The 24846-nt window shown below is 72.0% G+C and carries 24 protein-coding genes; 13 read left to right on the top strand and 11 right to left on the bottom strand.

Annotated elements, in window-relative coordinates; all coding sequences use genetic code 11:
* The first annotated feature begins 33 nt into the window (after positions 1-33).
* The 3 genes from speB to ACH4NX_RS22795 all read left to right on the top strand — a co-directional run bounded on the left by speB (position 34) and on the right by ACH4NX_RS22795 (position 3065).
* Positions 34-1005 (top strand): agmatinase, encoded by a 972-nt coding sequence (gene speB, locus ACH4NX_RS22805; RefSeq protein WP_351396719.1) that lies wholly within the window; start codon positions 34-36, stop codon positions 1003-1005.
* On the top strand, positions 1002-2687 hold the full coding sequence (locus ACH4NX_RS22800) for a thiamine pyrophosphate-binding protein (RefSeq protein WP_351396721.1): 1686 nt from the start codon (positions 1002-1004) through the stop codon (positions 2685-2687). Before speB ends, ACH4NX_RS22800 begins: the two co-directional genes overlap by 4 nt.
* A 123-nt stretch (positions 2688-2810) precedes the next feature.
* Positions 2811-3065 carry a sortase domain-bontaining protein gene (locus ACH4NX_RS22795; RefSeq protein ID WP_351396724.1) on the top strand — a complete coding sequence of 85 codons (255 nt, stop codon included), beginning with the start codon at positions 2811-2813 and terminating at the stop codon, positions 3063-3065.
* 4 nt (positions 3066-3069) lie between these two features.
* Here the strand turns inward: ACH4NX_RS22795 and ACH4NX_RS22790 are convergent, their stop codons facing one another.
* The 5 genes from ACH4NX_RS22790 to ACH4NX_RS22770 all read right to left on the bottom strand — a co-directional run bounded on the left by ACH4NX_RS22790 (position 3070) and on the right by ACH4NX_RS22770 (position 5747).
* On the bottom strand, positions 3070-3894 hold the full coding sequence (locus ACH4NX_RS22790) for an endonuclease (protein WP_351396727.1): 825 nt from the start codon (positions 3892-3894) through the stop codon (positions 3070-3072).
* Positions 3895-4062: 168 nt separating this feature from the next.
* The gene (locus tag ACH4NX_RS22785) at positions 4063-4284 is read right to left on the bottom strand and encodes a hypothetical protein (protein WP_351396730.1); all 222 of its coding nucleotides are present in this window, start codon (positions 4282-4284) and stop codon (positions 4063-4065) included.
* 9 nt (positions 4285-4293) lie between these two features.
* Positions 4294-4899, bottom strand: coding sequence for a hypothetical protein (locus ACH4NX_RS22780; RefSeq protein WP_351396733.1), 606 nt, complete (start codon positions 4897-4899; stop codon positions 4294-4296).
* Positions 4900-4990: 91 nt separating this feature from the next.
* Positions 4991-5182, bottom strand: coding sequence for a DUF397 domain-containing protein (locus ACH4NX_RS22775; protein WP_398153364.1), 192 nt, complete (start codon positions 5180-5182; stop codon positions 4991-4993).
* 28 nt (positions 5183-5210) lie between these two features.
* The gene (locus tag ACH4NX_RS22770; RefSeq protein WP_398128600.1) at positions 5211-5747 is read right to left on the bottom strand and encodes a Scr1 family TA system antitoxin-like transcriptional regulator; all 537 of its coding nucleotides are present in this window, start codon (positions 5745-5747) and stop codon (positions 5211-5213) included.
* A gap of 117 nt (positions 5748-5864) precedes the next feature.
* Between ACH4NX_RS22770 and ACH4NX_RS22765 the strand changes: the two genes are divergently transcribed.
* The 3 genes from ACH4NX_RS22765 to ACH4NX_RS22755 all read left to right on the top strand — a co-directional run bounded on the left by ACH4NX_RS22765 (position 5865) and on the right by ACH4NX_RS22755 (position 7696).
* On the top strand, positions 5865-6218 hold the full coding sequence (locus ACH4NX_RS22765) for a hypothetical protein (protein ID WP_398128601.1): 354 nt from the start codon (positions 5865-5867) through the stop codon (positions 6216-6218).
* Positions 6215-6496 carry a hypothetical protein gene (locus ACH4NX_RS22760; protein ID WP_398128602.1) on the top strand — a complete coding sequence of 94 codons (282 nt, stop codon included), beginning with the start codon at positions 6215-6217 and terminating at the stop codon, positions 6494-6496. The genes ACH4NX_RS22765 and ACH4NX_RS22760 overlap by 4 nt, the downstream gene beginning before the upstream one ends.
* Positions 6497-6667: 171 nt before the next feature.
* Entirely contained in the window at positions 6668-7696 is a 1029-nt protein-coding gene (locus ACH4NX_RS22755; RefSeq protein ID WP_398128603.1) for an esterase-like activity of phytase family protein, read from the top strand.
* Here the strand turns inward: ACH4NX_RS22755 and ACH4NX_RS22750 are convergent.
* On the bottom strand, positions 7689-8045 hold the full coding sequence (locus tag ACH4NX_RS22750) for a hypothetical protein (protein ID WP_351396745.1): 357 nt from the start codon (positions 8043-8045) through the stop codon (positions 7689-7691). The two genes, ACH4NX_RS22755 and ACH4NX_RS22750, sit on opposite strands and share 8 nt — an antisense overlap.
* Before the next feature lie 201 nt (positions 8046-8246).
* Here ACH4NX_RS22750 and ACH4NX_RS22745 point away from each other — a divergent pair, with 201 nt between their 5' ends.
* From ACH4NX_RS22745 to ACH4NX_RS22735, 3 genes are all read left to right on the top strand, one after another.
* Positions 8247-11984 carry an ABC transporter ATP-binding protein gene (locus ACH4NX_RS22745; protein ID WP_398128604.1) on the top strand — a complete coding sequence of 1246 codons (3738 nt, stop codon included), beginning with the start codon at positions 8247-8249 and terminating at the stop codon, positions 11982-11984.
* Positions 11985-12121: 137 nt separating this feature from the next.
* A complete protein-coding gene (locus ACH4NX_RS22740) occupies positions 12122-12466 on the top strand; it encodes a hypothetical protein (RefSeq protein WP_351396903.1) in 345 nt (114 codons plus the stop codon).
* A 118-nt stretch (positions 12467-12584) separates the two neighbouring features.
* The gene (locus ACH4NX_RS22735) at positions 12585-14009 is read left to right on the top strand and encodes a S28 family serine protease (protein ID WP_351396749.1); all 1425 of its coding nucleotides are present in this window, start codon (positions 12585-12587) and stop codon (positions 14007-14009) included.
* A 47-nt stretch (positions 14010-14056) separates the two neighbouring features.
* Here ACH4NX_RS22735 and ACH4NX_RS22730 read toward each other — a convergent pair whose 3' ends face one another.
* Both ACH4NX_RS22730 and ACH4NX_RS22725 read right to left on the bottom strand, forming a co-directional pair.
* Positions 14057-14740, bottom strand: a complete 684-nt coding sequence (locus ACH4NX_RS22730) for a hypothetical protein (protein ID WP_398128605.1) — start codon at positions 14738-14740, stop codon at positions 14057-14059.
* Positions 14741-14920: 180 nt separating this feature from the next.
* Positions 14921-16768 (bottom strand): glycoside hydrolase family 3 protein, encoded by a 1848-nt coding sequence (locus tag ACH4NX_RS22725; protein ID WP_398128606.1) that lies wholly within the window; start codon positions 16766-16768, stop codon positions 14921-14923.
* Between the two features lie 488 nt (positions 16769-17256).
* Here ACH4NX_RS22725 and ACH4NX_RS22720 point away from each other — a divergent pair, with 488 nt between their 5' ends.
* Positions 17257-17919, top strand: coding sequence for a GNAT family protein (locus ACH4NX_RS22720; RefSeq protein WP_351396758.1), 663 nt, complete (start codon positions 17257-17259; stop codon positions 17917-17919).
* On the opposite strand, the gene ACH4NX_RS22715 is transcribed toward ACH4NX_RS22720, so the two are convergent.
* Together ACH4NX_RS22715 and ACH4NX_RS22710 are read right to left on the bottom strand one after the other, a co-directional pair.
* Positions 17903-18703 carry a sugar phosphate isomerase/epimerase family protein gene (locus ACH4NX_RS22715; RefSeq protein ID WP_351396761.1) on the bottom strand — a complete coding sequence of 267 codons (801 nt, stop codon included), beginning with the start codon at positions 18701-18703 and terminating at the stop codon, positions 17903-17905. The genes ACH4NX_RS22720 and ACH4NX_RS22715 overlap by 17 nt on opposite strands.
* Before the next feature lie 218 nt (positions 18704-18921).
* Positions 18922-19968: a LacI family DNA-binding transcriptional regulator gene (locus ACH4NX_RS22710; RefSeq protein ID WP_398128607.1), complete on the bottom strand. Its 1047-nt coding sequence runs from the start codon at positions 19966-19968 to the stop codon at positions 18922-18924.
* Between the two features lie 300 nt (positions 19969-20268).
* Here ACH4NX_RS22710 and ACH4NX_RS22705 point away from each other — a divergent pair, with 300 nt between their 5' ends.
* From ACH4NX_RS22705 to ACH4NX_RS22695, 3 genes are read left to right on the top strand one after another with little or no spacing between them, the layout of a single operon-like run.
* On the top strand, positions 20269-21420 hold the full coding sequence (locus ACH4NX_RS22705) for a Gfo/Idh/MocA family oxidoreductase (protein ID WP_351396767.1): 1152 nt from the start codon (positions 20269-20271) through the stop codon (positions 21418-21420).
* Complete coding sequence (locus ACH4NX_RS22700) at positions 21417-22571, top strand: dihydrodipicolinate synthase family protein (RefSeq protein WP_398128608.1); 1155 nt, start codon at positions 21417-21419, stop codon at positions 22569-22571. Before ACH4NX_RS22705 ends, ACH4NX_RS22700 begins: the two co-directional genes overlap by 4 nt.
* A gap of 41 nt (positions 22572-22612) precedes the next feature.
* Complete coding sequence (locus tag ACH4NX_RS22695) at positions 22613-23425, top strand: sugar phosphate isomerase/epimerase family protein (protein WP_398128673.1); 813 nt, start codon at positions 22613-22615, stop codon at positions 23423-23425.
* A gap of 146 nt (positions 23426-23571) precedes the next feature.
* Here ACH4NX_RS22695 and ACH4NX_RS22690 read toward each other — a convergent pair whose 3' ends face one another.
* A complete protein-coding gene (locus tag ACH4NX_RS22690) occupies positions 23572-24180 on the bottom strand; it encodes a hypothetical protein (RefSeq protein WP_351396773.1) in 609 nt (202 codons plus the stop codon).
* Positions 24181-24846: the final 666 nt, after the last annotated feature.

Here is a 24846-nt window from a genome sequence, read left to right as displayed (position 1 = left end):
ATACGCGACGAAGCGTAAGAAGGAAGGCAGTACATGAGCAGCAACGAGACGCCCCGCGGCCCCGTCGACTCCTCCCGCGTCCCCCGGTACGCCGGTCCCGCGACCTTCGCCCGGCTGCCCCGCCTGGACGAGGTGGGCACCGCCGACGTCGCCGTGGTGGGTGTGCCGTTCGACTCCGGCGTCTCGTACCGGCCGGGCGCCCGCTTCGGTGGCAACGCCATCCGGGAGGCGTCGCGTCTGCTGCGCCCCTACAACCCGGCCCAGGACGCCTCCCCCTTCGCCCTCGCCCAGGTCGCGGACGGCGGCGACATCGCCGTGAACCCCTTCAACATCAACGAGGCCGTCGAGACCGTCGAGGCCGCCGCCGACGACCTCCTCGGCACCGGCGCCCGCCTGATGACCCTGGGCGGCGACCACACCATCGCCCTGCCGCTGCTCCGCTCGGTCGCCCGGAGGCACGGCCCGGTCGCCCTGCTCCACTTCGACGCCCACCTGGACACCTGGGACACCTACTTCGGCGCCGAGTACACCCACGGCACCCCGTTCCGGCGCGCCGTCGAGGAGGGCGTCCTCGACACGTCGGCCCTCTCCCACGTGGGCACCCGCGGGCCCCTGTACGGCAAGCAGGACCTCACCGACGACGAGAAGATGGGCTTCGGCATCGTCACCTCCGCCGACGTCTACCGCCGCGGCGCCGACGAGGTCGCCGACCAGCTCCGGCAGCGCATCGGCGACCGTCCCCTGTACATCTCCATCGACATCGACTGCCTGGACCCGGCCCACGCTCCCGGCACCGGCACCCCCGAGGCCGGCGGCATGACCTCCCGCGAACTGCTGGAGATCCTGCGCGGCCTGGCATCCTGCAACCTGGTGTCGGCCGACGTCGTCGAGGTGGCCCCCGCGTACGACCACGCGGAGATCACGTCGGTGGCGGCGTCCCACACCGCCTACGAACTGACCACGATCATGTCCCGCCAGATCGCCCAGGAGAAGGCCTCGAAGTGACCCACGACCACGACCTGGTGCTCCGTCCGACCGCCGCCCAGACGGAGGCCGCGCTGAACCCTCCCGGCGGACGCCACGGCGGGGACCTGGTCGTGGAGACCCTGGCCTCGCTCGGCGCCACCACCGTCTTCGGCCTGCCCGGCCAGCACGCCCTCGGCGTGTTCGACGCGCTGCGCCGCTCCGGCCTGCGCTACATCGGCCTGCGGATGGAGAACAACGCCGGTTTCGCGGCGGACGCGTACGGCCGGATCACCGGCGAGGCGGCCCCGCTGCTGCTGTCCACCGGTCCGGGAGCCCTCACCTCCCTGGCCGCGCTCCAGGAGGCGCGGGCGGCCTCCGCTCCCGTACTGGCGATCAGCAGCCAGGTCCCGACGGCCGGCCTGGGCGGTGGCCGCCGCGGCTACCTGCACGAACTCCCGGACCAGGCGGCGTCCTTCCGGGGCGTGGTGAAGTCCGTCCACACGGTCCGCGCCCAGTCCCAGATCCCGTCCGCGATCGCCGAGGCGTGGACGTCGGCGCTGACCGTCCCGCACGGCCCGGTCTGGGTGGAGATTCCGCAGGACGTCCTCCTGGCCGAGACACCGATCCCGGTGGTGACGGGCGGCGACACCTTCCCCGAGGAACTGCCCCCGCGCCCCGAACTGACGGCCCTCGCGGCCGACCTGCTCTCGCGCGCGGAGCGCCCCGCGGTCATCGCGGGCGGGGGAGTGGTCCGCGCGGACGCGTCGAAGAAGCTGCGGCAACTGGCGGAGCGGCTCCGGGCCCCCGTCGTCACGACCTACGGCGGCAAGGGCGCGTTCCCGTGGACCCACCCCCTGTCCCTCCAGTCCTGGCTGGAGGACCGTCACACGACGGACTTCCTGGAGGACGCCGACGTACTCCTGGTCGTCGGCTCGGGCCTGGGCGAACTCTCCTCGAACTACCACACGTTCAAGCCGCGCGGCCGGATCGTCCAGATCGAGGCCGACCTCGGCAAGCTCGAGTCCAACCACCCGGCCCTCGGCATCCACGCCGACGCCCGCCTCGCCCTCCAGGCGCTGCTGGAGACGGTAGAGGAGCGCACCGACCCCACCGCCCCGGAGCGCGTACGCACGGTCCTGGACCGGGTCCGCGAACGCATCGCCGCACAGGAGCTCACCCTGGAGCAGGACGTACTGGCGGCCGTCCGGAGGGCCCTCCCGGCCCGCGCCCCGTCCTTCTGGGACATGACCATCCTGACCTACTGGGCGTGGTCGGCCTTCGACGCCAAGGTGCCCAACACCATGCACTCGGCCCAGGGCGCCGGCGGTCTCGGCTACGGCTTCCCGGCGGCGCTGGGAGCCGCGGCCGCCGATCCCACCCACCCCGTCCTCGCGGTGTCCGGCGACGGCGGCGCCCTGTACTCCGTCGCCGAACTGGCCACCGCCCGCCAGTACGACCTGAACGTCACCTGGCTCATCGTCGACGACGGCGGCTACGGCATCCTGCGCGAGTACATGACGGACGCCTTCGGACAGCCGACGGGGACGGAACTGACCCGCCCCGACTACGTGGCACTGGCGGAGTCCTTCGGTGTGCCGGGCGTACGCACGTCACCGCGGACGCTGGAGGCGGACCTGGCGAAGGCACTGGCCGCACCGGGCCCGTCGGTCGTCGTCCTCCCCGCCGTACTGCGCATGTTCGCGCCGACGCATCTGGACTGACGGCAGCGCCATGTCCGCCGGCCGTCGTCGCGGCGTGCTCCGCGGAGCCGTCGGCACCGTAGCGGTGACCGGCGTCGCCCACACCTCTCCCTCGCCGACCGCCACCGCTGCCACTTCGACACGGTGGAGAGCCCGGCGGTCATGAGGAACGTCGACGAGATCAAGCCCGGCGACACGATCGACGTCGCCCGTGAGGACGGCACCCGCGCGGTCTTCGCCGTCACCGCGCTGGAACAGGCCGACAAGGACGCGTTCCCCACCGAGAAGGTCTACGGCAGGACCGACCGCCCCGAGCTGCGCCTGATCACCTGCGGCGGCGAGATCACCGACGGTCACCGCCCGGACGACATCATCGTCTACGCCGACCTCGTGGGCTGACCGTCTACCAGATCGCCTCGACCCACTCCGGGTGGTCGACGAACGGGTTGCGGTTGTGCTGGTAGGAGTCGTAGATGACCTGGTTGCGGCGCTCCTCGAAGGCGTCCGGCGGGTCCTCGTCGTTCCACGCCTTCAGTATGGAGAGCTTGCCGATGTACGGGCTGCTGCCGTTGTCGACGCTGCTGTTGACCTCCAGATCGGCCCAGCCGTCGCCGCCCTCGTAGCGGACCGCCATGTAGAAGATCATGCGGGCCACGTCGCCCTTGACGGCGTCGCGGGGCTCGAAGGAGTCGGAGTCGGTGAGGCTGCCTCCGCTGTCGGTGAAGCCGCTGCCGCCGTTGTCGAAGTCCTTGTTGCCCCGGACGCCGTTGACCCGGACGTCCTCGGGGCGCAGGTGGTGGATGTCGGTGCCGGGCCCGGTGGAGGTGCCGAAGTCACCGTGGGACTTGGCCCACACGTGCTCCCGGTTCCAGTCGCCGCTGTCGCCGCCGTTCAGCGACTTGCTGCGGGAGAGGCCCGAGTAGAGCAGGATCACGTTGCCGCTGTCGGCCGGGTCCTGGTCGGTGGTCTTCAACGCGTCCCAGACCGCCGAGTACGAGAGCTTCGTCTGGTCGCTGATGATCGTGTGGAGCGAGGACTTGAGGTCGGCGCCCGTCTTGCCGACCGCGTCCTTGTAGTACGTCGAGTCGTAGTCCGAGGCCGTGGCTGTCGCCGTGGACGTCGTCGCCGTGGCCTCAGTCGCGCTCAGGGTGGGGGCGGCGAGGCCGGCGAGGACGGCCGCCGTGGCAAGGGCCACCGCTTTCCGGCGCCGTATGCGTATCGCGAGCATGTGGGGTGTCCGATCTACGCGGGTTGAATGGAGCGGTTCAACGAGCGTGACATGGACATGTGGGAGGTGGGGTGTACGGAGGGTGACGATTCGGTGACGGCGCCCCCTGGTCGGACTGGCCGGGGGACGCCGTGCCGGATGTGCCCGGTGTGCCGGGTGTGGTGAGGCTCAGGCGACGTCCGACGGGTCCAACCGGTACACGGCCGACGTGTTTTCCGCCTGCGAGGCGGAATCGTCCCCGGGGACGCCGGACGAGGCGGAGGCGTCGGCGTACTCGCTCTCCTCGACGGCCGTGCCATGCTCCTGGATCCACTGGGTCATCTGGGAGCCGGCCCCGGAGCCACGGCCCATACCGCCGCCCATGCCGCCGCCGACCTGGACGTAGTGCAACTCGCCGTTCTAGGGAATGGACCAGGGGGCGAGCAGGTCGCGCAGCAGTTCGGTGAAGGCCCCGTCCAGGGTGGCTTCCCACTCCGGGTCGCCGACGGCCTCGGTGCACAGGGCGGCCGGCCGGGCGAGCCACATGATTTTCCAGGGCCGGGAATGCAGCGCGGGGTCGCTCCACACTCCGCCGTGCGGGGCGAGGGGGTGCAGCAGGTCGCTGACACACCCCGTCACCATCTGCACCAGGGGACCGTCGGTCGCCGTGTGCGCCTGGGCGAGCGCCCTGGAGGAGGTACGGGCGACGGCCGCTGTCGTCGGATGGCGTCGGACGACGCGTACGACCTGCGACAGATGCTTGACGATTCCCCGGACGGTGCCGTCACTGGGGTGCGTGCGGTCCGCGGCGTCGAAGGCGTGCGCGAGTTCGGTCTCCAGTGCGCGCAGATGAAGGGCGGAGGCGGTCTTCCAGTTCTGGTAGAGGTAGTTGCGCGAGACGCCGCAAGCGCGGGCGATGGAGGGGAGGGACACGTTCAGTCCGTCGGTGCGCATGAGTGTGCGCGTCGTGCTGATCACATGTCCGGTGCTGAGAGGGTCGCGGTCGTGCCAGGGGGCCGGGCTCATGCACCCATGGTCCGGAAAAGCGTGAACTTTTGAGGGCGTTCGTCCTTGGGGCACTCAGATGAGCGACTTGAGGACAATTGGGCCGGATAGTTCACGCTTTTGAGGGGGAGGGGTGCCCCTTGAGGGCCGTGATGAACGACGACCAGCCGACGGCCGAGAACACCAACGCCGCCCCGCCCGGCACCTTGGAGGCCCGAACGGGTATGCCCGCGGGGTGGTCGTCCACCACTTCCAGGCAGCTGCCGGCTTCGTTGTCGCTGTGAGTGGACTTGCGCCAGCCCACGAGGACGGCCGCGTTCGGAATGAGGGGCTCAGGCAGTGTCTTCGTAGTCCTTCGCTGACGACTTGAGCAGGGCAAGCGATTCGCGTAGCGACAGTGCGTCACTCAACGCGTGGTAGCAGGCGCCCTGCAACCGCTCGACGACGGCTGGACTGTCGTGGACCTTGGCGACTTGGATGCAGCGATACAACAGCGCATCGTCCAGCAGCCCCCGGAAGGCAGGAGTGATCGGGTCATCGAGGATCTTGGCCCGCTCGAGGCGTGTGACAAGGCGTCTGTCACATTGCTCGTCGGTCAACGGAGGGTAAGTGGTGCCGATAACCGCACGTGCGTACGGCCGCGTTTGGAGGAGTCCCGGGAAGAACGTCACGGCTGACTCCCGGATTGCCACCGCCTGTGACTCCAGGAGCCGCGCTGCCTCGAAATAGTCCGCGACCGCCGCCTCCTCCTCCGGAAGGAAGCTGCTCAGCACATCCCCCGTGTTCAGGGCCGTGTCCAGCCGCCGCGCGTCCTCCTTCGACGGCACCCGCCTCCCGGCCTCGATATGGGCGATGTGCGACCGCGTCATGGGCGAGCCTAGCCCCGGCGGTCTCACTGTGTACGCGTATCGCCACACAGAGCGAGAATCCCCGCGACCGTCGCACCGGTCCGGGGGCATGGCCACCGACCACACGGAGCCGACGACATGCGTCACCGTATCGCCCGCCTCGCCGGGCTGCCCCTGCTTCCGCTGCTCAGCCTCCTCCTGCCGGGCTCGGGCCGGCGACGCCGACGACGCCGACGAAGCCCGCCGGCCACCGAGCACACCGCACCCCCGTACATCGCCGACGCCACCGCCCGCCGCCTCGGCACGCCCGCCCTGCGCGGCGAGGACAACGCGCTCGTACGCCCCTACCTCCTCGCACGCCGCTACCTCCTCGCCCACGAGCGACGCGAGGAGACCCGGCGGCAACGGGCCCGGCGACGCGCGCTGTGGTTCGCGGCGCACCGCATCGACCTCGGCCCGCGTGTGATCCACGGCGTGGAGGTGGCCCGATGAGCGACGGCACGCGCCCGCCCCGGCTGCTGCCCTGGACGGGCTCCGAGGGCAAGCCCTGCTACCTGCTGACCGACGGCGGCGGACCGCTGTCCCGGCTCGCCGACGTCATCGGGACCACCCGACTCGAGATGGCCGAGGACCTGCTGGAACACGCCGCCGACCTGCTCGCCGACGCGCGGGCGACGCCCGAGCAGCTCCGTTTCCTCCTGACCCTGATGTGCGAGGCGCTGACGGACGTGCACCGCATCGCGGAGAGCCGGGACACGCGGTCGCGCTGAACGCGCGCTGTCATGAGAACGGCCCGTTCCGGAGCGCCGAGGTACGCGTCGAGGGCGACGTCCCACGGAGGCACCCGGGCAGCCGTCGCGCCCGCCACCCCGAAGCGGCCCGCACGCACACTTCGGGAAGCGGTCAACTTCCGTCCACCCCTCCCTCCTAGGGTGACGCGCATGCGCCCGAGAACCCTCCGAACCGCCCTCGCCACCCTCACCGCGGGCCTCGCGGCGGCCGGCTGCCTGACCGCCGCCGGACCCGCCGCCGCGCAGGAGGGGCCGCCGGGGAACGACTGCTCGCCCTCCGTGTCCCTCACCGGCTTCTCCGACGTCCTCGACAAGACCACCCACGACGGCACCTACGTCGGCAACCTCTCCGCCCTCGCCCGCGACCGAGGCGGTGCCGTCGCCGCCCTCTCCGACCGGTCCGCACTGTTCCGGCTGGACGGGCGCACCCTGAGGCCGCGAGGCGTGATCCCGCTCGCCGACGAGAACGGCGCGGCTCTCGACTCCGAGGGGCTGGTCGTCGACCTCCCCCACTCCGGGCTCCGCTCGAGCGGGGCAACCCCCACCGGCACGTACCTCGTCTCCTCCGAGAACGAGCCGTCCGTCCGCCGCTACTCCCGCACCGGCGAGATCCTCGGCCGCCTCCCCGTGCCGGACGTCCTGCGCACCGCCCCGGCGGGCCGCGCCCAGGCCAACGGCAGCTTCGAAGGGCTCACTCTGCTTCCCGGCGGCCGGACCCTGATCGCCTCCATGGAGTACCCGCTCGCCGGCGACCCGGCCGATCTGGTCCGTTTCCAGAGCTGGCAGCGGGCGCGGCACGGGAGCTTCCGGCTCGGCGCCCAGTACACCTACCGGACGGACACCGGCCTCGGCGTCTCCGAGGTCGCCGCGACCCCCGACGGGCGCCTGCTCGTCCTGGAGCGCGGCTTCACCTCCGGCGTCGGCAACACCGTCCGCCTCTACCTGGCCGACCGGAAGGGCCCCGCGCTGGGCAAGACCCTCCTCGGCGACCTCGCCGACTGCCCCTCCCTCGGTGCCACGGCCAAGCAGCCCCAGCCCAACCCCCTCCTCGACAACATCGAGGGCATGACGGTCACGGGCCGTGCCAAGGGCCGCCTCAACGTCCTCCTGGTCAGCGACGACAACCAGAACGCCGTACAGACGACCCGCCTCTACGAGCTGCGCGTACGCGTCAGGTGAGCAGCTTCTTGTAGGCGGCGTCGTACTCCGCCTTCTGGATGCCGTGGCCGCGCAGGAAGTCCTTCTGCTGGGGTTCACCCTGCGTGGCGGGTGGCGCTTCGGCGGCCGGGTGGAAGTCCGCCAGCGCCCGGAACACCTCGGCCGCCGCGTCCGCGTACGCCGTGCCCCGGCGCTTGGCCCTGCCCAGGTGCCGGTAGGCCTTCACCAACTGGTCGCCGAACTCGGCCTGCGGCCGCTTCGCGGCCTCGAACCGTGCCGCGTCCAGCTTCCCGTCCTCCCCGGCGAGCACTCGCAGCATGTGCAGGCCCGCATAGAACTGCCCCCACCGGTAGGCGTCGCTGTCCGTCATGACTCTCCCCTCCCGCCCGGCCCCACCGGGCTCCGCGTGGCACTGACTACCCAGGCCAGGCACGCCGCGAACTTTGTCGCATCGGGATGAAAACGCCGCTCGCCCGTGTTGGTGCCTTGCGGTAGATCAGGTGGACCAGACCGATCAGACCGATGGGACCGATCGGACCACCGATCAGGACGACCGACCGGAGGGCACGGCGTGGAAGCGCAACGGGGATGGGCACGACGACTGACGGGCTACGCCTGGCGCTATCCCAAGGACGTCGTCCTCGCTCTCGGCGCCTCGCTGGGCGGCATGGCCGTCATGGCCCTCGTCCCACTGATCACCAAGGTGATCATCGACGACGTGATCGGCGACAAGACCAGGGACATGGCCCTCTGGGCCGGTCTCCTCATAGGGGCCGCGGTCGTCGTCTACGTCCTGACCTACATCCGCCGCTACTACGGCGGACGGCTCGCCCTCGACGTCCAGCACGACCTGCGCACCGACATGTACGGGACGATCACCCGGCTCGACGGGCGGCGCCAGGACGAGCTGTCCACGGGACAGGTCGTCGGGCGGGCGACCAGTGACCTCCAGCTGATCCAGAGCCTGCTGTTCATGCTCCCGATGACCATCGGGAACGTGCTGCTCTTCCTGATCTCCCTGGTGATCATGGCGTGGCTGTCCCTGCCGCTCACGCTCGTCGCCCTCGCCGTCGCCCCCGCGCTGTGGTTCATCGCCCGCCGCAGCCGCACCCGCCTGCACCCCGCCACCTGGTACGCCCAGGCCCAGGCCGCCGCCGTCGCGGGCGTGGTCGACGGCTCGGTGAGCGGCGTACGCGTGGTGAAGGGCTTCGGGCAGGAGGAGCAGGAGACCGGGAAGCTCCGGGAGGTGGGGCGCAGGCTCTTCGCCGGGCGGCTGCGGACGATCAGGCTGAACGCCACCTACACCCCCGCGCTCCAGGCCGTCCCCGCCCTCGGCCAGGTCGCCATGCTCGCCCTCGGCGGCTGGCTGGCCGTACGCGGGAACATCACACTCGGCACCTTCGTCGCCTTCTCCACCTACCTCGCCCAGCTCGTCGGCCCGGTCCGCATGCTCGCCATGGTCCTCACCGTCGGCCAGCAGGCCCGCGCCGGCACCGAGCGCGTCCTGGAACTGATCGACACCGAGCCCGGGATCGAGGACGGCACCACGGACCTGCCCGCCGACGCGCCCGCGACCGTCGAGTTCGACGACGTCGCCTTCGACTACGGAACGGGCTCGGAATCCGGGAAGAGCAGGCCGGTCCTGGACGGTCTCTCCTTCGAGATCCGCGCGGGCGAGACCCTCGCCGTCGTCGGCTCCTCCGGTTCCGGCAAGTCCACGGTCTCGCTGCTCCTGCCGCGCTTCTACGACGTGACGCGCGGCGCCGTCCTCATCGGCGGCCACGACGTGCGCGAGCTGACCCTGGACTCGCTGCGGGCCGCCATCGGGCTCGTGCCCGAGGACTCCTTCCTCTTCTCGGACACCGTGCGCGCCAACATCGCCTACGGCCGTCCGGACGCCACCGACGAGGAGATCGAGGCCGCGGCCCGGGCCGCGCAGGCACACCGGTTCATCACCGAGCTGCCCGACGGCTACGACACCACCGTCGGCGAGCACGGCCTGACCCTCTCCGGCGGCCAGCGCCAGCGCGTCGCCCTGGCCCGCGCGATCCTCACCGACCCCCGGCTGCTGGTCCTCGACGACGCCACGTCCGCCGTGGACGCCCGCGTCGAGCACGAGATCCACGACGCGCTGAAGCAGGTCATGCGGGGCCGCACCACGCTCCTCATCGCCCACCGCCGTTCCACCCTGAACCTCGCCGACCGCATCGCCGTCCTCGACCGGGGCCGCCTCGCCGACCTCGGCACCCACGAGGAGCTCCAGGAGCGCTCCGCCCTCTACCGGCGCCTGCTCACCGACCCCGACGAGCTGGGCGGGGTGTCACCGGGACACGCCCGGCCCGCCGCACCCGCCGAGGACACCTCCGTACGCGACGAGCTGGACGCCGAGTTCGACGCCGAGCGCGGCCTCACCCCACGGCTGTGGACCGGCGACCGCGTGCCGAAGGACACCGCCCTCGCCGGGACCCCCGCCACGCCGGAGCTGCTCGCCCAGGTCGACGCGCTGCCCCCGGCCGACGGGACCCCGGACATCGACGAGACACGGGCCGTCGAGCCGGAGGAGTCGTACGGCCTGCGCCGCCTGCTGCGCGGCTTCCGCACCCCGCTGCTAATCAGCCTCGCCCTCGTCGCCGTGGACGCCGGCATGGGCCTGCTGCTGCCGGTGCTGATCCGGCACGGCATCGACGAGGGCGTCACGCAGACCGCGATCGGCGCGGTCTGGGCGGCCTCGCTGCTGGGCCTGCTCGCCGTGCTCGCCCAGTGGACGGCGCAGACCGGTGAGATCCGCATGACCGGCCGGACGGGGGAGCGGATCCTGTACTCCCTGCGGCTGAAGATCTTCGCCCAGCTCCAGCGGCTCGGCCTCGACTACTACGAGCGCGAGCTGACCGGCCGGATCATGACCCGGATGACGACGGACGTGGACGCGCTGTCGACGTTCCTGCAGACCGGCCTCGTCACCGCGTTCGTCTCGGTCGTCACCTTCTTCGGGATCATGGTCGCCCTGCTGGTGATCGACGTGGAACTCGCGCTGATCGTCTTCGCGACCCTGCCGCCGCTGATCGTCGCCACCTACTTCTTCCGCAGGGCCAGCGTGAAGGCGTACGAACTGGCCCGGGAGCGGGTCTCCTCGGTCAACGCCGACCTCCAGGAGTCGGTGGCCGGGCTGCGGATCGTGCAGGCCTTCGGGCGCGAGCACGACGGCGGGCGGCGGTTCGCCGAGCGCAGCGACAGCTACCGGCAGGCCCGCATCCGGGGCCAGTGGCTGATCTCGGTCTACTTCCCGTTCGTACAGCTGCTGGCCTCCGCCGCCACCGCCGCCGTACTGATCGTCGGCGGCGCGCGGATCGACAACGCCACGCTGACGACCGGCGCGCTGGTGGCGTACCTGCTGTACATCGACCTGTTCTTCGCGCCCGTCCAGCAGCTCTCCCAGGTCTTCGACGGCTACCAGCAGGCGTCCGTCTCCCTCGGCCGCATCCAGGAACTGCTGCGGGAGCCGACCTCGACCAAGGCCTCCGAGAAGCCGCTCGACGTCGCGTCCCTGCGCGGCGAGATCGCCTTCGAGGACGTGCGCTTCAAGTACGGCAACGACGAAGAGGCGCTCAGCGGTATCGACCTGCGCATCCCCGCCGGGCAGACCGTCGCCTTCGTCGGAGAGACCGGCGCGGGCAAGTCGACCCTGGTCAAGCTGGTCGCCCGGTTCTACGACCCGACGGGCGGACGGGTGACCGCCGACGGGCAGGACCTGCGCACCCTCGACCTCACCTCCTACCGGCACCGCCTGGGCGTCGTCCCGCAGGAGGCGTACCTCTTCCCCGGTACCGTCCGGGACGCCATCGCCTACGGCCGCCCGGACGCCACCGACGCCCAGGTGGAGGCGGCGGCGCGAGCGGTCGGCGCACACGAGATGATCGCCACGCTGGAGGGCGGCTACCTCCACGACGTCGCCGAACGGGGCCGCAACCTCTCCGCCGGACAACGGCAGCTGATCGCGCTGGCCCGAGCCGAGCTGGTCGACCCCGACGTACTGCTCCTCGACGAGGCGACGGCGGCCCTGGACCTGGCCACCGAGGCACAGGTAAACCAGGCCACCGACCGCATCGCGGGCCGCCGTACGACGCTCGTCGTCGCGCACCGGCTGACCACGGCCGCCCGCGCCGACCGCGTCGTCGTCATGGACGGCGGACGGGTCGCCGAGGACGGCACACACGACGAGCTGCTGGCCCTCGACGGACGGTACGCGCGACTGTGGCGGACCTTCGTCGGCGCGGCCGAACCGGAGGAGCCGGTCGGCGCGCTGCACTGACACCCGCGCAACCATGCGACACCCGTCGCGCGTCCGTACACCCGTACGTCGGTGATCGCCGTACGACGGAGGCGGAGGGGACCGCGGTGAGCCAGAGTGGTGCTGGAATACGCGGGCGGCTGGCGCTCGGCACGGCCATGCTGACCGTGGCCGGGCTGCTCGCCGTCGCGGTGCCGCAGGAGGCACAGGCCGCCGCCGCGGCGTGCCCGGGGCGCAAGGCCCGCACGCTGCAGTTCGCCACCGGGTCCGTCCTTCTCCACAAGCGCGGCGGCTACGTCTGCGCCGTCACCGTCCCCAGGAAGCCCGGCACCAAGCGGCAGATGTCCGTCAGCGTGCAGGCGCGCGGCGGCCGGCCGGTCGTGGACGCGGGACGGTTCGCCCACCGGGCGGGACCGGTGACCGTGCACGCCGGGAAGCGCTGCGTGCGGGTGAGGGGCACGGTGTCCGGGCACTCGGCCGGCTCCGCCTGGATCCTCTGCTGAACCGGCTCCCGGCGGCCGTCTCCTCAACTCCTTCCTCAACTCCTTTCCCGTCTCCCCTGGTGTGCGGGTGTCCCGCTCCGATAGCTTCCGGCGCACATCCGTTTCACAGGGAGGGTGCATGCGCAAGGCGCTCAGATGGCTGCTGGCGCTCGTGGTGCTCGTGGGCACCGTCAGCACGGCGGGCGCGGCCACCGCCGCCGAGCCGAAGGCCGTCGACATCAAGGACAGGCTGCTGTCCATACCGGGCATGAGCCTGATCGAGGAGAAGCCGTACACCGGCTACCGCTTCTTCGTCCTCAACTACACCCAGCCGGTCGACCACCGGCGCCCGTACAAGGGCACGTTCCAGCAACGGATCACCGTGCTGCACAAGGACGTGAACCGCCCGACGGTCTTCTACACCGGCGGCTACAGCGTCTCCACGAACCCGAGCCGCCGCGAGCCGACCCAGATCGTGGACGGCAACCAGGTCTCCATGGAGTACCGCTACTTCACCCCGTCCCGTCCCGAGCCGGCCGACTGGTCCAAGCTGGACATCTGGCAGGCGGCCGGCGACCAGCACCGCATCTTCAAGGCGCTCAAGCCGCTCTACTCCGAGAACTGGATCTCCACCGGCGGCTCCAAGGGCGGCATGACCGCCACCTACTACGAGCGTTTCTACCCGCGCGACATGGACGGCGTCGTCGCCTACGTCGCCCCCAACGACGTGGTGAACCGCGAGGACTCCGCCTACGACCGCTTCTTCGCCCGCGTCGGCACCGAGGAGTGCCGCGACCGGCTGAACGGGGTGCAGCGCGAGGCACTGGTGCGCCGGGCGCCGCTCAAGGAGAAGTACGAGGCGTACGCGGCCGAGAACGGCTACACCTTCGACACCATCGGCAGCCTCGACCGCGCGTACGAGGCCGTCGTCCTCGACTACGTCTGGGGCTTCTGGCAGTACAGCACCGTGAAGGACTGCGCCGGGATCCCGGCCGACGCGAAGAACGCGACGGACGACGAGATCTGGAACTCCGTCGACACGATCTCCGGCTTCTCCTTCTACACGGACCAGGGCCTCGCCCCGTACACGCCGTACTACTACCAGGCGGGCACGCAGCTGGGCGCGCCGACGATCCACTTCCCGCACGTCGAGAAGAAGTACATCCGCTACGGCTACCAGCCGCCACGCAACTTCGTGCCCCGGTCGATCGACATGAGGTTCGAACCGTGGGCGATGCGGGACGTCGACCGCTGGGTACGGCACAACGCCGACCAGATGCTGTTCGTGTACGGCGAGAACGACCCGTGGGGTGCCGAGCCCTTCCGCCTCGGGCACGGCGCGCGTGACTCCTACGTCCTCACCGCGCCGGGCATGAACCACGGAGCCAACGTCGCCGGTCTGGTGCCCGAGGAGAAGGCCCTCGCCACGGCCCGCATCCTCGACTGGGCGGGCGTCGCCTCCGCGAAGGTCCAGGACAACCCGTCGGCGGCCAGGCCGCTGGCGACGTTCGACGCCAGGCTGGACAAGCGGGACGTGCGGCGCGAGCCGGTGCTGCGCCCGTAGGACGGTGGCTGGGTCCGGCCGCGGTGAGGCGTGAGCCTTTGAGGCACTCACAGCGGCCGGGCGCAGCCCACCGGGCGTTCGCCGCCGAGGCGGACGTAGAGGGCGGTCGAGGCGGGGCAGTCCGCCCGGGCGGCGACCGCCTCGACCACTTCGAACTGGGGCTTCCTCTCGCCCTTGCCGTCGCACGCGGTCTCGCGGACCTTGCCGCTCCCGGCGTCGTAGACGCAGTCGCCGACGATGGTGCGCGGGCCGCCTCCGCCGCCCGGATCGCCGGGGTGCGGCGGCTGGAGCGCCCGCATGCAGGCGTAACCCTGGGGCACGGCCCCGTCGCCGTCCTCGTCGGCGGAGGGACGCTGCTCGCTGATGTGCAGCACGAAGTCGGTGGTGGCGGGGCACGGCGGCCCGTCGTCCGCGCGGCCGTCCTCCCGTGCCACGACCCGCGCCGCCGCCCGCTCACTGCCGCACGGCACCTCGGTGAAGCTGACCGTCCCGAACGAGCTGCACTCGTCGATCGCCAGGAACACCGCCCCGTACCCGGACGGCCGGACGTCGGCCCGGGCGGACCCCGACGCGGCCTCCCCACCGAGCCGTCCGTCCCCGTCCCCGTACCCGTTCCCGCTCGCGCCACCGTCCCCGCCCGCCAGGCCCGCCGGGCTCTGGCAGCCCGTCAGCAGCACGGCGCACAGCGCCGACAGCGCGCAGAACACCCCCACGGCCCATCTCTCACGCATCGCCATCCCCCCGGGTCCCCGGTCCAGCGTGACCCGCCGCGGCGGGTCACGCCAGACGCGCGGGGGTGCATTGCGCACGCGCGCCGGGAGCGCCCCCGGCGCGTGGCGTAGACCGCGCTACGTCCCGCGACCTGTCCCAGGACCGTCCTCCGACCGTCCTCCGACGGTCCCGGGACAGTCCTACGACCGGTACGACAGCCCGTGACCGAGGGGGAACAGCACCGTCTCCGGATCGTCCGCCCGCACCACCGGCACGGGCAGCTTCCCGCGCGGCCGCACCCGCCCGGCGATCACCCGGGCCGCCGCCCGTACCTCGACGTCGGTCCAGGAGTAGGCGGCGAGGTGGGCGGGGACGTCCGGCAGCTGGGCCACGTCGTACGGATTGCGGACGGCGACCGCGACGACCGGCTTCCCCGTCTCCAGCAGCCGTGCGACCAGGGTGCGCTGACCGCTGCCCGCGGTGACGTTGTACGTGGCGACCACCACCGCGTCGGCGTCCCCGGCCGCCGCGACCGCGCGGTCGATGACGGCGGCGGACGGGGCGGTGCCCGTGGACAGGGCGGTGGCCGCGAAGCCCAGCCCCGTCAGCTCACCCGCGAGAACGCCCGTGGGCGGCCCGGTCGTGCCCGAGGGGGAAGCCGGGTCGGCGCCCACGACGAGGACCTTGCGGTGCGTCCTGCGGGACAGCGGAAGCAGCCGCCCCTCGTTGACCAGCAGCGTGGTGGTCCGTTCGGCGATCCGGTCGGCCGCGGCCAGGTGCCCCCGGGTGCCGACGGTGCGGTCGACGTCCCGCCGGCTGGTGTAGGCGTCCTCGAACAGCCCCAGCTTCGCCTTCAGCCGCAGCACGCGCAGGATCGATTCGTCGAGCCGCGCCTCGGTGAGTTCACCCTCCCGTACGGCCGTCAGGACCGCGTTCCAGGCGAGGTCCAGGTGCGGCGGGTTGAGCAACTGGTCCACGCCGGCCTTCAGCGCGAGCACCGGCACCCGCTCGTCGCCGTACTTCGTCCGTACGCCCTGCATGCCGAGGGAGTCCGTGACCACCACGCCGTCGTAGCCCAGTTCCTCGCGCAGGATGCCGGTGAGGATGGGGCGGGAGAGGGTGGCCGGGTCGCCGGAGTCGTCGAGCGCCGGGACCATGAGGTGGGCGGTCATGATCGCGTCGATACCGGCGTCGATCGCCGCGCGGAAGGGCGGTGCGTCCAGTTCCTCCCACTGCGCGCGGCTGTGCGTGATCACCGGGAAACCGGTGTGGCTGTCGGTTGCGGTGTCGCCGTGCCCGGGGAAGTGCTTGGCGCACGCGGCGACCCCGGACCGCTGGTACCCCGTCACCTCGGCGGCCACCATCCCCGCCACCGCCCGCGGGTCGGCGCCGAAGGAGCGTACGCCGATCACGGGGTTGGCCGGGTTGACGTTCACGTCGGCGACGGGGGAGTAGTCCTGGCGGATGCCCATCGCGTGCAGCTCGGCGCCCGCGATCCGGCCGAGGGTGCGGGCGTCGGACCGCGACCCGCCCGCGCCGACGGCCATCGCGCCCGGGAAGAGGGTCGCGGGCTCGCCCACGCGGGCCACGATCCCGTACTCCTGGTCGGTGGAGATGAGCACCGGAAGGCCGCGTGGCAGCTCGAGCGACGCCTTCTGGATGCCGTTGGACAGGTCGGCGATCTGGTGCGGGTCGCGGGTGTTGTGCGCCCAGGCGAAGTAGATGACGCCGCCGACCCGGTACTTGGCGACCAGCTCGGCCGCGGTGCGGACGCCGATCTCCTCGAGGTTGGCGTCGATGTCGGCCTGGTCGGGGTCGGTGGCGGAGTGCCCGTAGACCCGCATGACGAAGAGCTGGCCGACCTTCTCCTCCAGCGTCATGCGGGAGATGAGGGCGCGGAGCCGGTCGTCGTCGGGCCTGCGGGCGCCGGCGTGCGCGGTGCCGCCGCCGGCCGCCAGGGCCGCGGTGACGACCGCGGTCGCGGTGAGGACGGTACGTCTGGAGGGGTGTGCGGTGCTTCCCGGGCCGGCCGTGCTGCTGTGGTGCACGTGCGCTCCTTCCGGAGTGATCCGCTGGGGAATCGCTGGCGAGCTGCTGAAGGAAACTTCCAAGGAGTCACCAATATCCGGGAAGTTTCTGCCAGTCAAGGGAGCGCACAGGAGTCGTCCGAAGCGGTGACGGGCGAACCGGGAAGGGCCGCGGGGCGGACCCGGGAGGGGGCGCCGTCGGCGCCAGGGAGGGGGCGCGCCGACGGCGGCGCTGCCGGCCGCGGTACGGCTGGAGAGGGTGGTCAGCGGTCGCAGCCAGCAGCGAGGCCGACACCGCACCGCGAAGACTCCCCGGCAGCGTGCGGATTGGACGGCCGGGGCGGGGGCGGGGTTCCCGGTTCGGCCGGTTTTCCCGAAGTCGGTACCCGTGGGGTCGTGGGGAGGCGTGAGAACCGGGGGCGGCGGACGCGAGGGGGCGGCGCACCCGGCGTACCCGCCCGGCCGGAAATCGTTGGACGGCCTCCCGCGACGGCGGAAGGATCCGTGGGATGACGTTCGCATTGAAGGGCCCCGCCCTCGAGGGCACGCTGGTACGCCTGGAGCCGCTGGGCCCGCGGCACGCGGCCGACCTCGCGGTGGCGGCGGAGGAGGAGCGCGGCACCTACGCGTTCACATGGGTGCCCCGGGCCGACGAGGTCGGCTCCTACATCGACGCCCAGCTGGCCCGGGCGGCCGCGGGACGGCTGGCGCCCTACGCGCAGGTGTCCCTCGCCACCGGCCGGGCGGTCGGCGCCACCGCCTACTGGGAACCCCGTTCCTGGCTGACGGACGACGCCCTCGACGCGGTCGAGGTGGGTTTCACCTGGCTGGCCCGCTCGGCGCAGGGCACCGGTGTGAACGCCGAGGCCAAACTCCTCCTCCTCCGTCACGCCTTCGAGGTCTGGCAGGTGTCCCGGGTCGACCTCAAGACCGACGCCCGCAACAGCCGTTCCCGCGCCGCGATCGAGTCGGTCGGCGCCCGCTTCGAGGGCGTCCTGCGCAACTGGTCCCGCTCCTGGGCGCCGGGCGAGGAGGGCCGGTTGCGTGACTCCGCGATCTACTCGGTGACGGCGGCGGAGTGGCCTCGGTGCCGGGAGCGGCTGGAACACCGGGTGCGGTGCGCGACGACGTCCCCGTCCCGGCCCGGGACCCCGCTCACGCCGCGTCGCTGAGCAGCCGGGCGAGGTGTTCGCGGCCGGCGTCCAGCAGCTCGGGCAACGGGGCGGCCGACTCGTACCACCGCTTCTCGTACTCCCAGCACAGCCAGCCGTCCCAGCCGTGCCGGGACAGGACGTCCACCACCTCGGTGAGCGGCAGCACGCCGGTGCCCAGCGGCAGCGGGGTCGTGTCGTCGGCGGAGGCGATGTCCTTGACCTGGACGTACCCGAGGTGCGGGGCGAGGGCCAGATAGCTCTCCGCGGGCTGCTCGCCGCCCAGCCAGGTGTGCATCACGTCCCACAGGGCGCCGACCCGGCGGTGCCCGACCAGGCCGAGGACGCGCATCGCGTCGGCGCCGGTGCGGTGCGAGTCGTGGGTCTCCAGCAGGATGCGTACGCCCAGGTCGGCGGCGTACTCGGCGGCGGTGCCCAGCCGGCGGGCGGCCGTCGCGTCGGCCTCCTCCACGTCCTGCTCCGTGCCGCCGCCGGGGAAGACCCGGACGTACGGGGCGCCCAGGTCGCGGGCGAGGTCCAGCAGGCCGCGGATCTCGGCGATCACGGCGTCGTCGTCACCCGGCGCGGCGACCCGCGCGTACCCCGCGAGGCCCAGCAGTTCGACGCCGGCCGTCTTGAACCCGGCCGCGACCGCGGCCCGTTCGTCGGGAGTCAGGCCCGGGTGCACCGGTTCCTCCGGGTGGGCGCGCAACTCGACACCGTGGTAGCCGTGCGCGGTCGCGAGACCCAGCACGTCGGTCAGGGGCAGGCCGGGGACACCGAGGGTGGAGAACGCCAGCTTCATGACCACGGAGCGTACCCGCCACCGCCTCCCCCACTCCTCCCGCCGGCCGGGTGTCGCCGCCCCGCCCCGGCCGGCGCCTGCTCAGGGGCGTGGCGGGGGCCGACCCGGCCCGTCCGGCGTTTGAGGACGAGGCCGTTCAGGCCGAAGCGGGGGCCTGGGGGCGGCAGCCCCCAGCGAGGCCCACACCAACGCGGGGCGCCCCGAGAACACCGGCGCGCTTACGGACGCGGCCCTCCGGAGGACCCCCGCACCATCAACTCCCCCCGCACCGTGGCGATCCCCCCGGGCGGCGCCTCCTCCCGCCCCATCGCGATCCGCCCCGCCCGCGCCCCCGCCTCCGCCAGCGGCAGCCGGACCGTCGTCAGCGCGGGCACCGCGTCGATGCTGAACGGCAGGTCGTCGAAGCCGGCCACGGACACGTCGTCCGGGATCCGCAGCCCGGACTCGCGCAGCGCGGCGCAGGCGCCCAGCGCCACGGAGTCGTTCGCGGCGACGACGGCGGTCAGGTCCGGGTCCCTGCGCAGCAGTTCGAGCGTTGCCTCGTAGCCGGACTGCCGGTCGTAGCGGCCGTGCACCGTCCAGCGGGGGTCCTCCTCGATGCCGTGCGCGTCCAGCGCGGCGCGGTGGCCCTCCAGCCGGTGCCGGGTCGTGGTGCGCTCCTGAGGGCCCGCGATGTAGCCGAGCCGCCGGTGGCCGAGCCCGATGAGGTGATCGGTCAGCTCCCGGCCGCCCCCGCGGTTGTCGAAGGTCAGCGCGATCGCCCCGGTGGCCGGCGCGGGCGGCCGTCCGCACAGCACCACCCGCGTCCCGGCCTCGGCCAGCCTGCGCAGCTTCGCCGCCACGGCGGCCTGGTGCGCCGCGTCCTCCATCGCCCCGCCGGTCAGCACGACGGCCGCCGCCCGCTGCCGTTGCAGCAGGGTGAGGTAGGTCAGTTCGCGCTCCGGGGTGCCGCCGGTGTTGCAGACCACGGCGAGTCTCTCGCCGCCCGCTCTGCCGCCCGGCCCGCCGATCTCGGACTGGATCGCGCCGGCCATGATGCCGAAGAAGGGGTCGGCGATGTCGTTGACCAGGATGCCCACCAGGTCGGACGTCGCCGCCGCCAGCGCGCTCGCGGGCCCGTTGAGCACGTAGTCCAGGTCGTCGACGGCCTTCAGTACCCGCTCCCGGGTGGAGGCCGCCACGGGGTAGTTCCCGTTCAGCACGCGCGAGACCGTCGCGGGGGAGACCTGGGCGCGGGCCGCCACGTCCGCCAGTGTCACCGTCATGTCCTCGTCCTCCGCCTCGCCCGTGTGTACCGGACGCCGTCGCAGTCATCTGTCCCGGCGATCCGTCCCAGCCGTCTGTCCCGGCAGTCCCGGGTGACCTTACGGCCACCGCCCGCCGCCGTTCGCCCCCTCGAACAACTCGCCCGGAACACGGTCTTGTCCAGACCACCGTTCACAGGCTAGCTTCGTCCTACATAGAAAGCGCTTGCTGTACCGCTGTTGTACCGCTGCCGTACCTCTGCCGTGCCGCTGTCGTATCGCCGCGGTGCCGCAGCCTCATCGCCGTACGAAGGGAATGACGTGACACGCAAGACGGTGCGTATCGCCATGAACGGTGTGACCGGACGCATGGGCTATCGCCAGCACCTCGTCCGCTCCATCCTGGCCCTCCGCGAGCAGGGCGGCCTCGACCTCGGCGACGGCACCGTGCTGTGGCCCGAGCCGATCCTGGTCGGCCGCCGCGAGCACGCGCTGAGGGCGCTGGCCGAGCGGCACGGCCTGGAGCACGTCTCGACGGACCTGGACGCGGTCCTCGCCGACGACAGCGTCGAGATCTACTTCGACGCCCAGGTGACCTCCGCCCGCGAGGAGGCGATCAGGAAGGCGATCGCCGCGGGCAAGCACGTCTACACCGAGAAGCCCACCGCCACCGGCCTGGACGGCGCCCTGGAGCTGGCCCGCCTCGCCCGGGCGAAGGGCATCAAGCACGGCGTCGTCCAGGACAAGCTCTTCCTCCCCGGCCTGCTCAAGCTCAAGCGCCTCATCGACGGCGGCTTCTTCGGCCGGATCCTGTCCGTGCGCGGCGAGTTCGGCTACTGGGTCTTCGAGGGCGACTGGCAGGACGCCCAGCGCCCCTCGTGGAACTACCGCGCCGAGGACGGCGGCGGCATCGTCGTCGACATGTTCCCGCACTGGGAGTACGTCCTGCACGAGCTGTTCGGCCGCGTGAGGTCCGTCCAGGCACTGACCGCCACCCACATCCCGCAGCGCTGGGACGAGAACGGCAAGCCGTACGACGCCACCGCCGACGACGCGGCGTACGGCGTCTTCGAGCTCGACGGCGGCACGATCGCCCAGATCAACTCCTCCTGGACCGTGCGCGTCAACCGCGACGAACTCGTCGAGTTCCAGGTCGACGGCACCGAGGGCTCCGCGGTCGCCGGACTGCGCGACTGCCGCGTCCAGCACCGCTCCGCCACCCCCAAGCCGGTCTGGAACCCGGACATCCCCGCCACCGAGGTCTTCCGCGACCAGTGGCAGGAGGTCCCGGACAACGGCGACTTCGACAACGGCTTCAAGGCCCAGTGGGAACTCTTCCTGCGCCACGTCTACGCCGACGCCCCCTACCACTGGGACCTGCTGGCCGGCGCCCGCGGCGTGCAGCTCGCCGAGCTCGGGCTCAGGTCCTCCGCCGAGGGCCGCCGCCTCGACGTACCGGAGATCGCGCTGTGACCCTCCACCTGCCCGGCGCGAACGGCACCCTGCGCGCCTACGAACCCCGCTCCGAGCCGCCTCCCGCCCTCTCCTCGGGAAGCGCTTTCTCCTCCCGTACGGTCTTCTCGGCCGCGCACGTCGTCGCCGATCCGTACGCGGACACCACGCCCGACGGGCCCGCCGCCGTCGACTGGGACGCCACCCTCGCCTTCCGCCGCCACCTGTGGTCCCACGGGCTCGGCGTCGCCGAGGCGATGGACACCGCCCAGCGCGGCATGGGCCTGGACTGGGCGGGCGCGGCGGAGCTGATCCGCAGGTCCGCCGCCGAGGCGAAGGCGTGCGGCGGCCGCATCGCCTGCGGCGTGGGCACCGACCAGCTCACCACCGGCACCCTCGCCGAGGTCCGGGCGGCCTACGAGGAGCAGCTCGCCGTGGTCGAGGAGTCCGGCGCCCAGGCCATCCTGATGGCCTCCCGCGCCCTGGCCGCCGCGGCGCAGGGCCCGGACGACTACCTGGACGTCTACGGCCACCTCCTGCGCCAGGCCACCGAACCGGTGATCCTGCACTGGCTCGGCCCGATGTTCGACCCGGCCCTGGAGGGTTACTGGGGGTCGAAGGACCTCGACGCGGCGACGGACACCTTCCTGGAGGTCATCGCCACCCACCCCGACAAGGTCGACGGCATCAAGGTCTCCCTCCTCGACGCCCAGCGGGAGATCGACCTGCGCCGCCGCCTCCCGCACGGCGTGCGCTGCTACACCGGTGACGACTTCAACTACCCCGAGCTGATCGCCGGCGACGAGCAGGGCTTCAGCCACGCCCTGCTCGGCATCTTCGACCCGCTGGGCCCGTTGGCCGCAGAGGCGGTCCGCGTCCTGGACACGGGGAACACGGAGGGCTTCCGCGCCCTCCTCGACCCCACCGTCGAACTCTCCCGCCACCTCTTCCAGACCCCCACCCGCTACTACAAGACGGGCGTGGTCCTCCTGGCCTGGCTCGCGGGCCACCAGAGCCACTTCACGATGGTCGGCGGCCTCCAGTCGGCCCGCTCCCTGCCCCACCTCGCCCGCGCCTACGAACTCGCCGACGGCATCGGCCTGTTCCCGGACCCGAAGCTGGCCGAGGAGCGCATGCGGAACCTGCTGAGCCTGTACGGAGTGAACCAGTGAGCGACACGACGCCCGACCTGACGCGTTTCAGCGTCAACCAGATGACGGTCAAGCAGCTCTCGCTGCCCGAACTGACCACCGCCTGCCGCGACCTGGGCGTCGGCAACGTCGGCCTGTGGCGCGAACCGGTCCAGGCGTACGGTGTGGAGGCGGCGGCGAAACTGGTCCGCGACGCGGGCCTGACCGTCACCACCCTGTGCCGCGGCGGCTTCCTCACGGCCGTCGACGCGGGCGAGCGCGCGAGGGCCCTGGCCGACAACCGCCGGGCCGTCGACGAGGCCGCCACCCTCGGCACCGACACCCTGGTCCTGGTCTCGGGCGGCCTCCCGGCGGGCAGCAAGGACCTGGGCGCGGCCCGCGAACGCATCGCGGACGCGCTGGCGGAACTCGGCCCCTACGCCGAGGAGCACGGGGTGAAGCTGGCCATCGAGCCGCTCCACCCCATGTTCGCCTCGGACCGCTGCGTGGTCTCCACCCTCGCCCAGGCCCTGGACCTCGCCGAACGCTTCCCGGCCCACCAGGTCGGCGTCACCGTCGACACGTACCACGTCTGGTGGGACGACGGGGCGCCGGAACAGATCGCGCGAGCGGGCGCGGCGGGCCGCATCCACACCTTCCAGCTCGCCGACTGGACCACCCCCCTGCCCGAAGGCGTCCTGAACGGCCGCGGCCAGATCGGCGACGGCGCGATCGACATGCGGGAGTGGAAGGCGTACGTGGAGGCGGCCGGGTACACCGGCGCGATCGAGGTCGAGCTGTTCAACGACGCGCTGTGGGCACGGGACGGGCGGGAGGTACTGGCGGAGACGGCGGCCCGGTTCGTGGAACACGTCGTTGAGCCGCGCGGCAGGTGACTGGTCCGTTACGGACTCGGCGTCAGGAAGAGGTGTCTCCTCCGGGGCCGGGTCCGTATCCGGCTCGTGGTGGGCCGAGGCGCTCTGTCACCGGCGTCAACCACCTGCCGGCACCCGGCGTCGGCGGCGGGCCGGCCTCCGTGGCCTCAGATGGTCGGGGTGTCGTCGACGATCGGCTTGTGGGTCTCAACGACCGGCTTCCACCCCGCGGAGAACTCGATGAAGTCCGCACGGGTGGGGTAGGTGTCGATCGCGCGACGGTCACGCTTGGGACTGTCGCTCCCCTTGCGCCCCCGGGGAATCTGCTCCTCGAAGATGTCGACCTTCACGTCGGGAACCTCCTTGAGGCCCTGGCGCCAGATCTGCACGACGTCGGCGCCGAACGCCTGCCGGGCCGCCGCGTAAAGGGCGGTGAGAGCCCCCTTGTCCCCACCAGGGACGAAAAGTGCCAGGTCCAGCACGACACCGGCGGACTGGAGGACTTCGATGGTCACCGGGCCCTTCTCGTCGGCCAGGTAGATTCCGGCTTCATTCTCGTCGTCGGGAAGGCAGGAGACCTCTTCCTGGAATGCGGTTCTCGCCGTGATCAAGCCGCCCTCGAAATCCTCACCGGACTTGGTCAGAAAAGCAGGGACATAGCAGTCGGGGAGCTTGAGTTCTGCCGTGTCGGCGGAAACGAAGATCCTGTCCTTCACACCGAGCTTCGTCACCTCTTCCAGCGAGAGGCGGCGAGCGGCGATCTTCTCCGTGTTCACGATTTCCCTTTCAGGTTGCACTGTCCCTCCGGGCAAGGACGCTACCACGAAACCCCGAGGTCAACTGCCCAGTAATCCCTGGGTAAATGGCCTCCGCCGGGCAGTGTCCCGGGCCATGGTGTCGGGGAACGACTGGCGTCCGGGCCCCGATGTGCCGGGCGGCGCGGAGGAACTGAAAGAGTGCTTATGGTAGATATCGCCCATATCGCTTCCGGGGGGAGGGTAAGGCGAATCATTCGTCGTACATCTCGAAGCGCGACAACGGAGACCCTCACTCCGGACCCGCGGATTGCAGTTCGGCGACCAATCCCTTGCCGAGGCTTTCGACGTCCTTGAGGTCCACGCCATCGCTCAAGTCCGGTTGCGAATGGAAGAACGACAGCGAAATCCGTCGACGGTCGACAGGGTGGCCTGCGGCACGCGTCGGGCCGGGGTCGTTCCAAGGCCGGGGCGGCGGCGTCCGCAGGGGTCCGAAGCGGCCGGGACGGGCGGAGGCACTCGCCGAGACGGCGACGCGGCTCGTCGTGCACGCGGCGGGCGAGCGGCCCGGAAAACAAATCCTGGCGATCCGTGCAACCGTTCCGCCGCTCCGCGGGTCGTACGTGGCATCAGGACACCCCGGTGGGGGGATCCGGCGGATCTGGGGGGATCCGGGGAGGATCGCGG

The sequence above is a fragment of the Streptomyces sp. NPDC017225 genome, from assembly GCF_044331465.1.
Taxonomy (GTDB): Bacteria; Actinomycetota; Actinomycetes; order Streptomycetales; family Streptomycetaceae; genus Streptomyces.
This window is presented reverse-complemented; position numbering and strand designations above follow the sequence as displayed.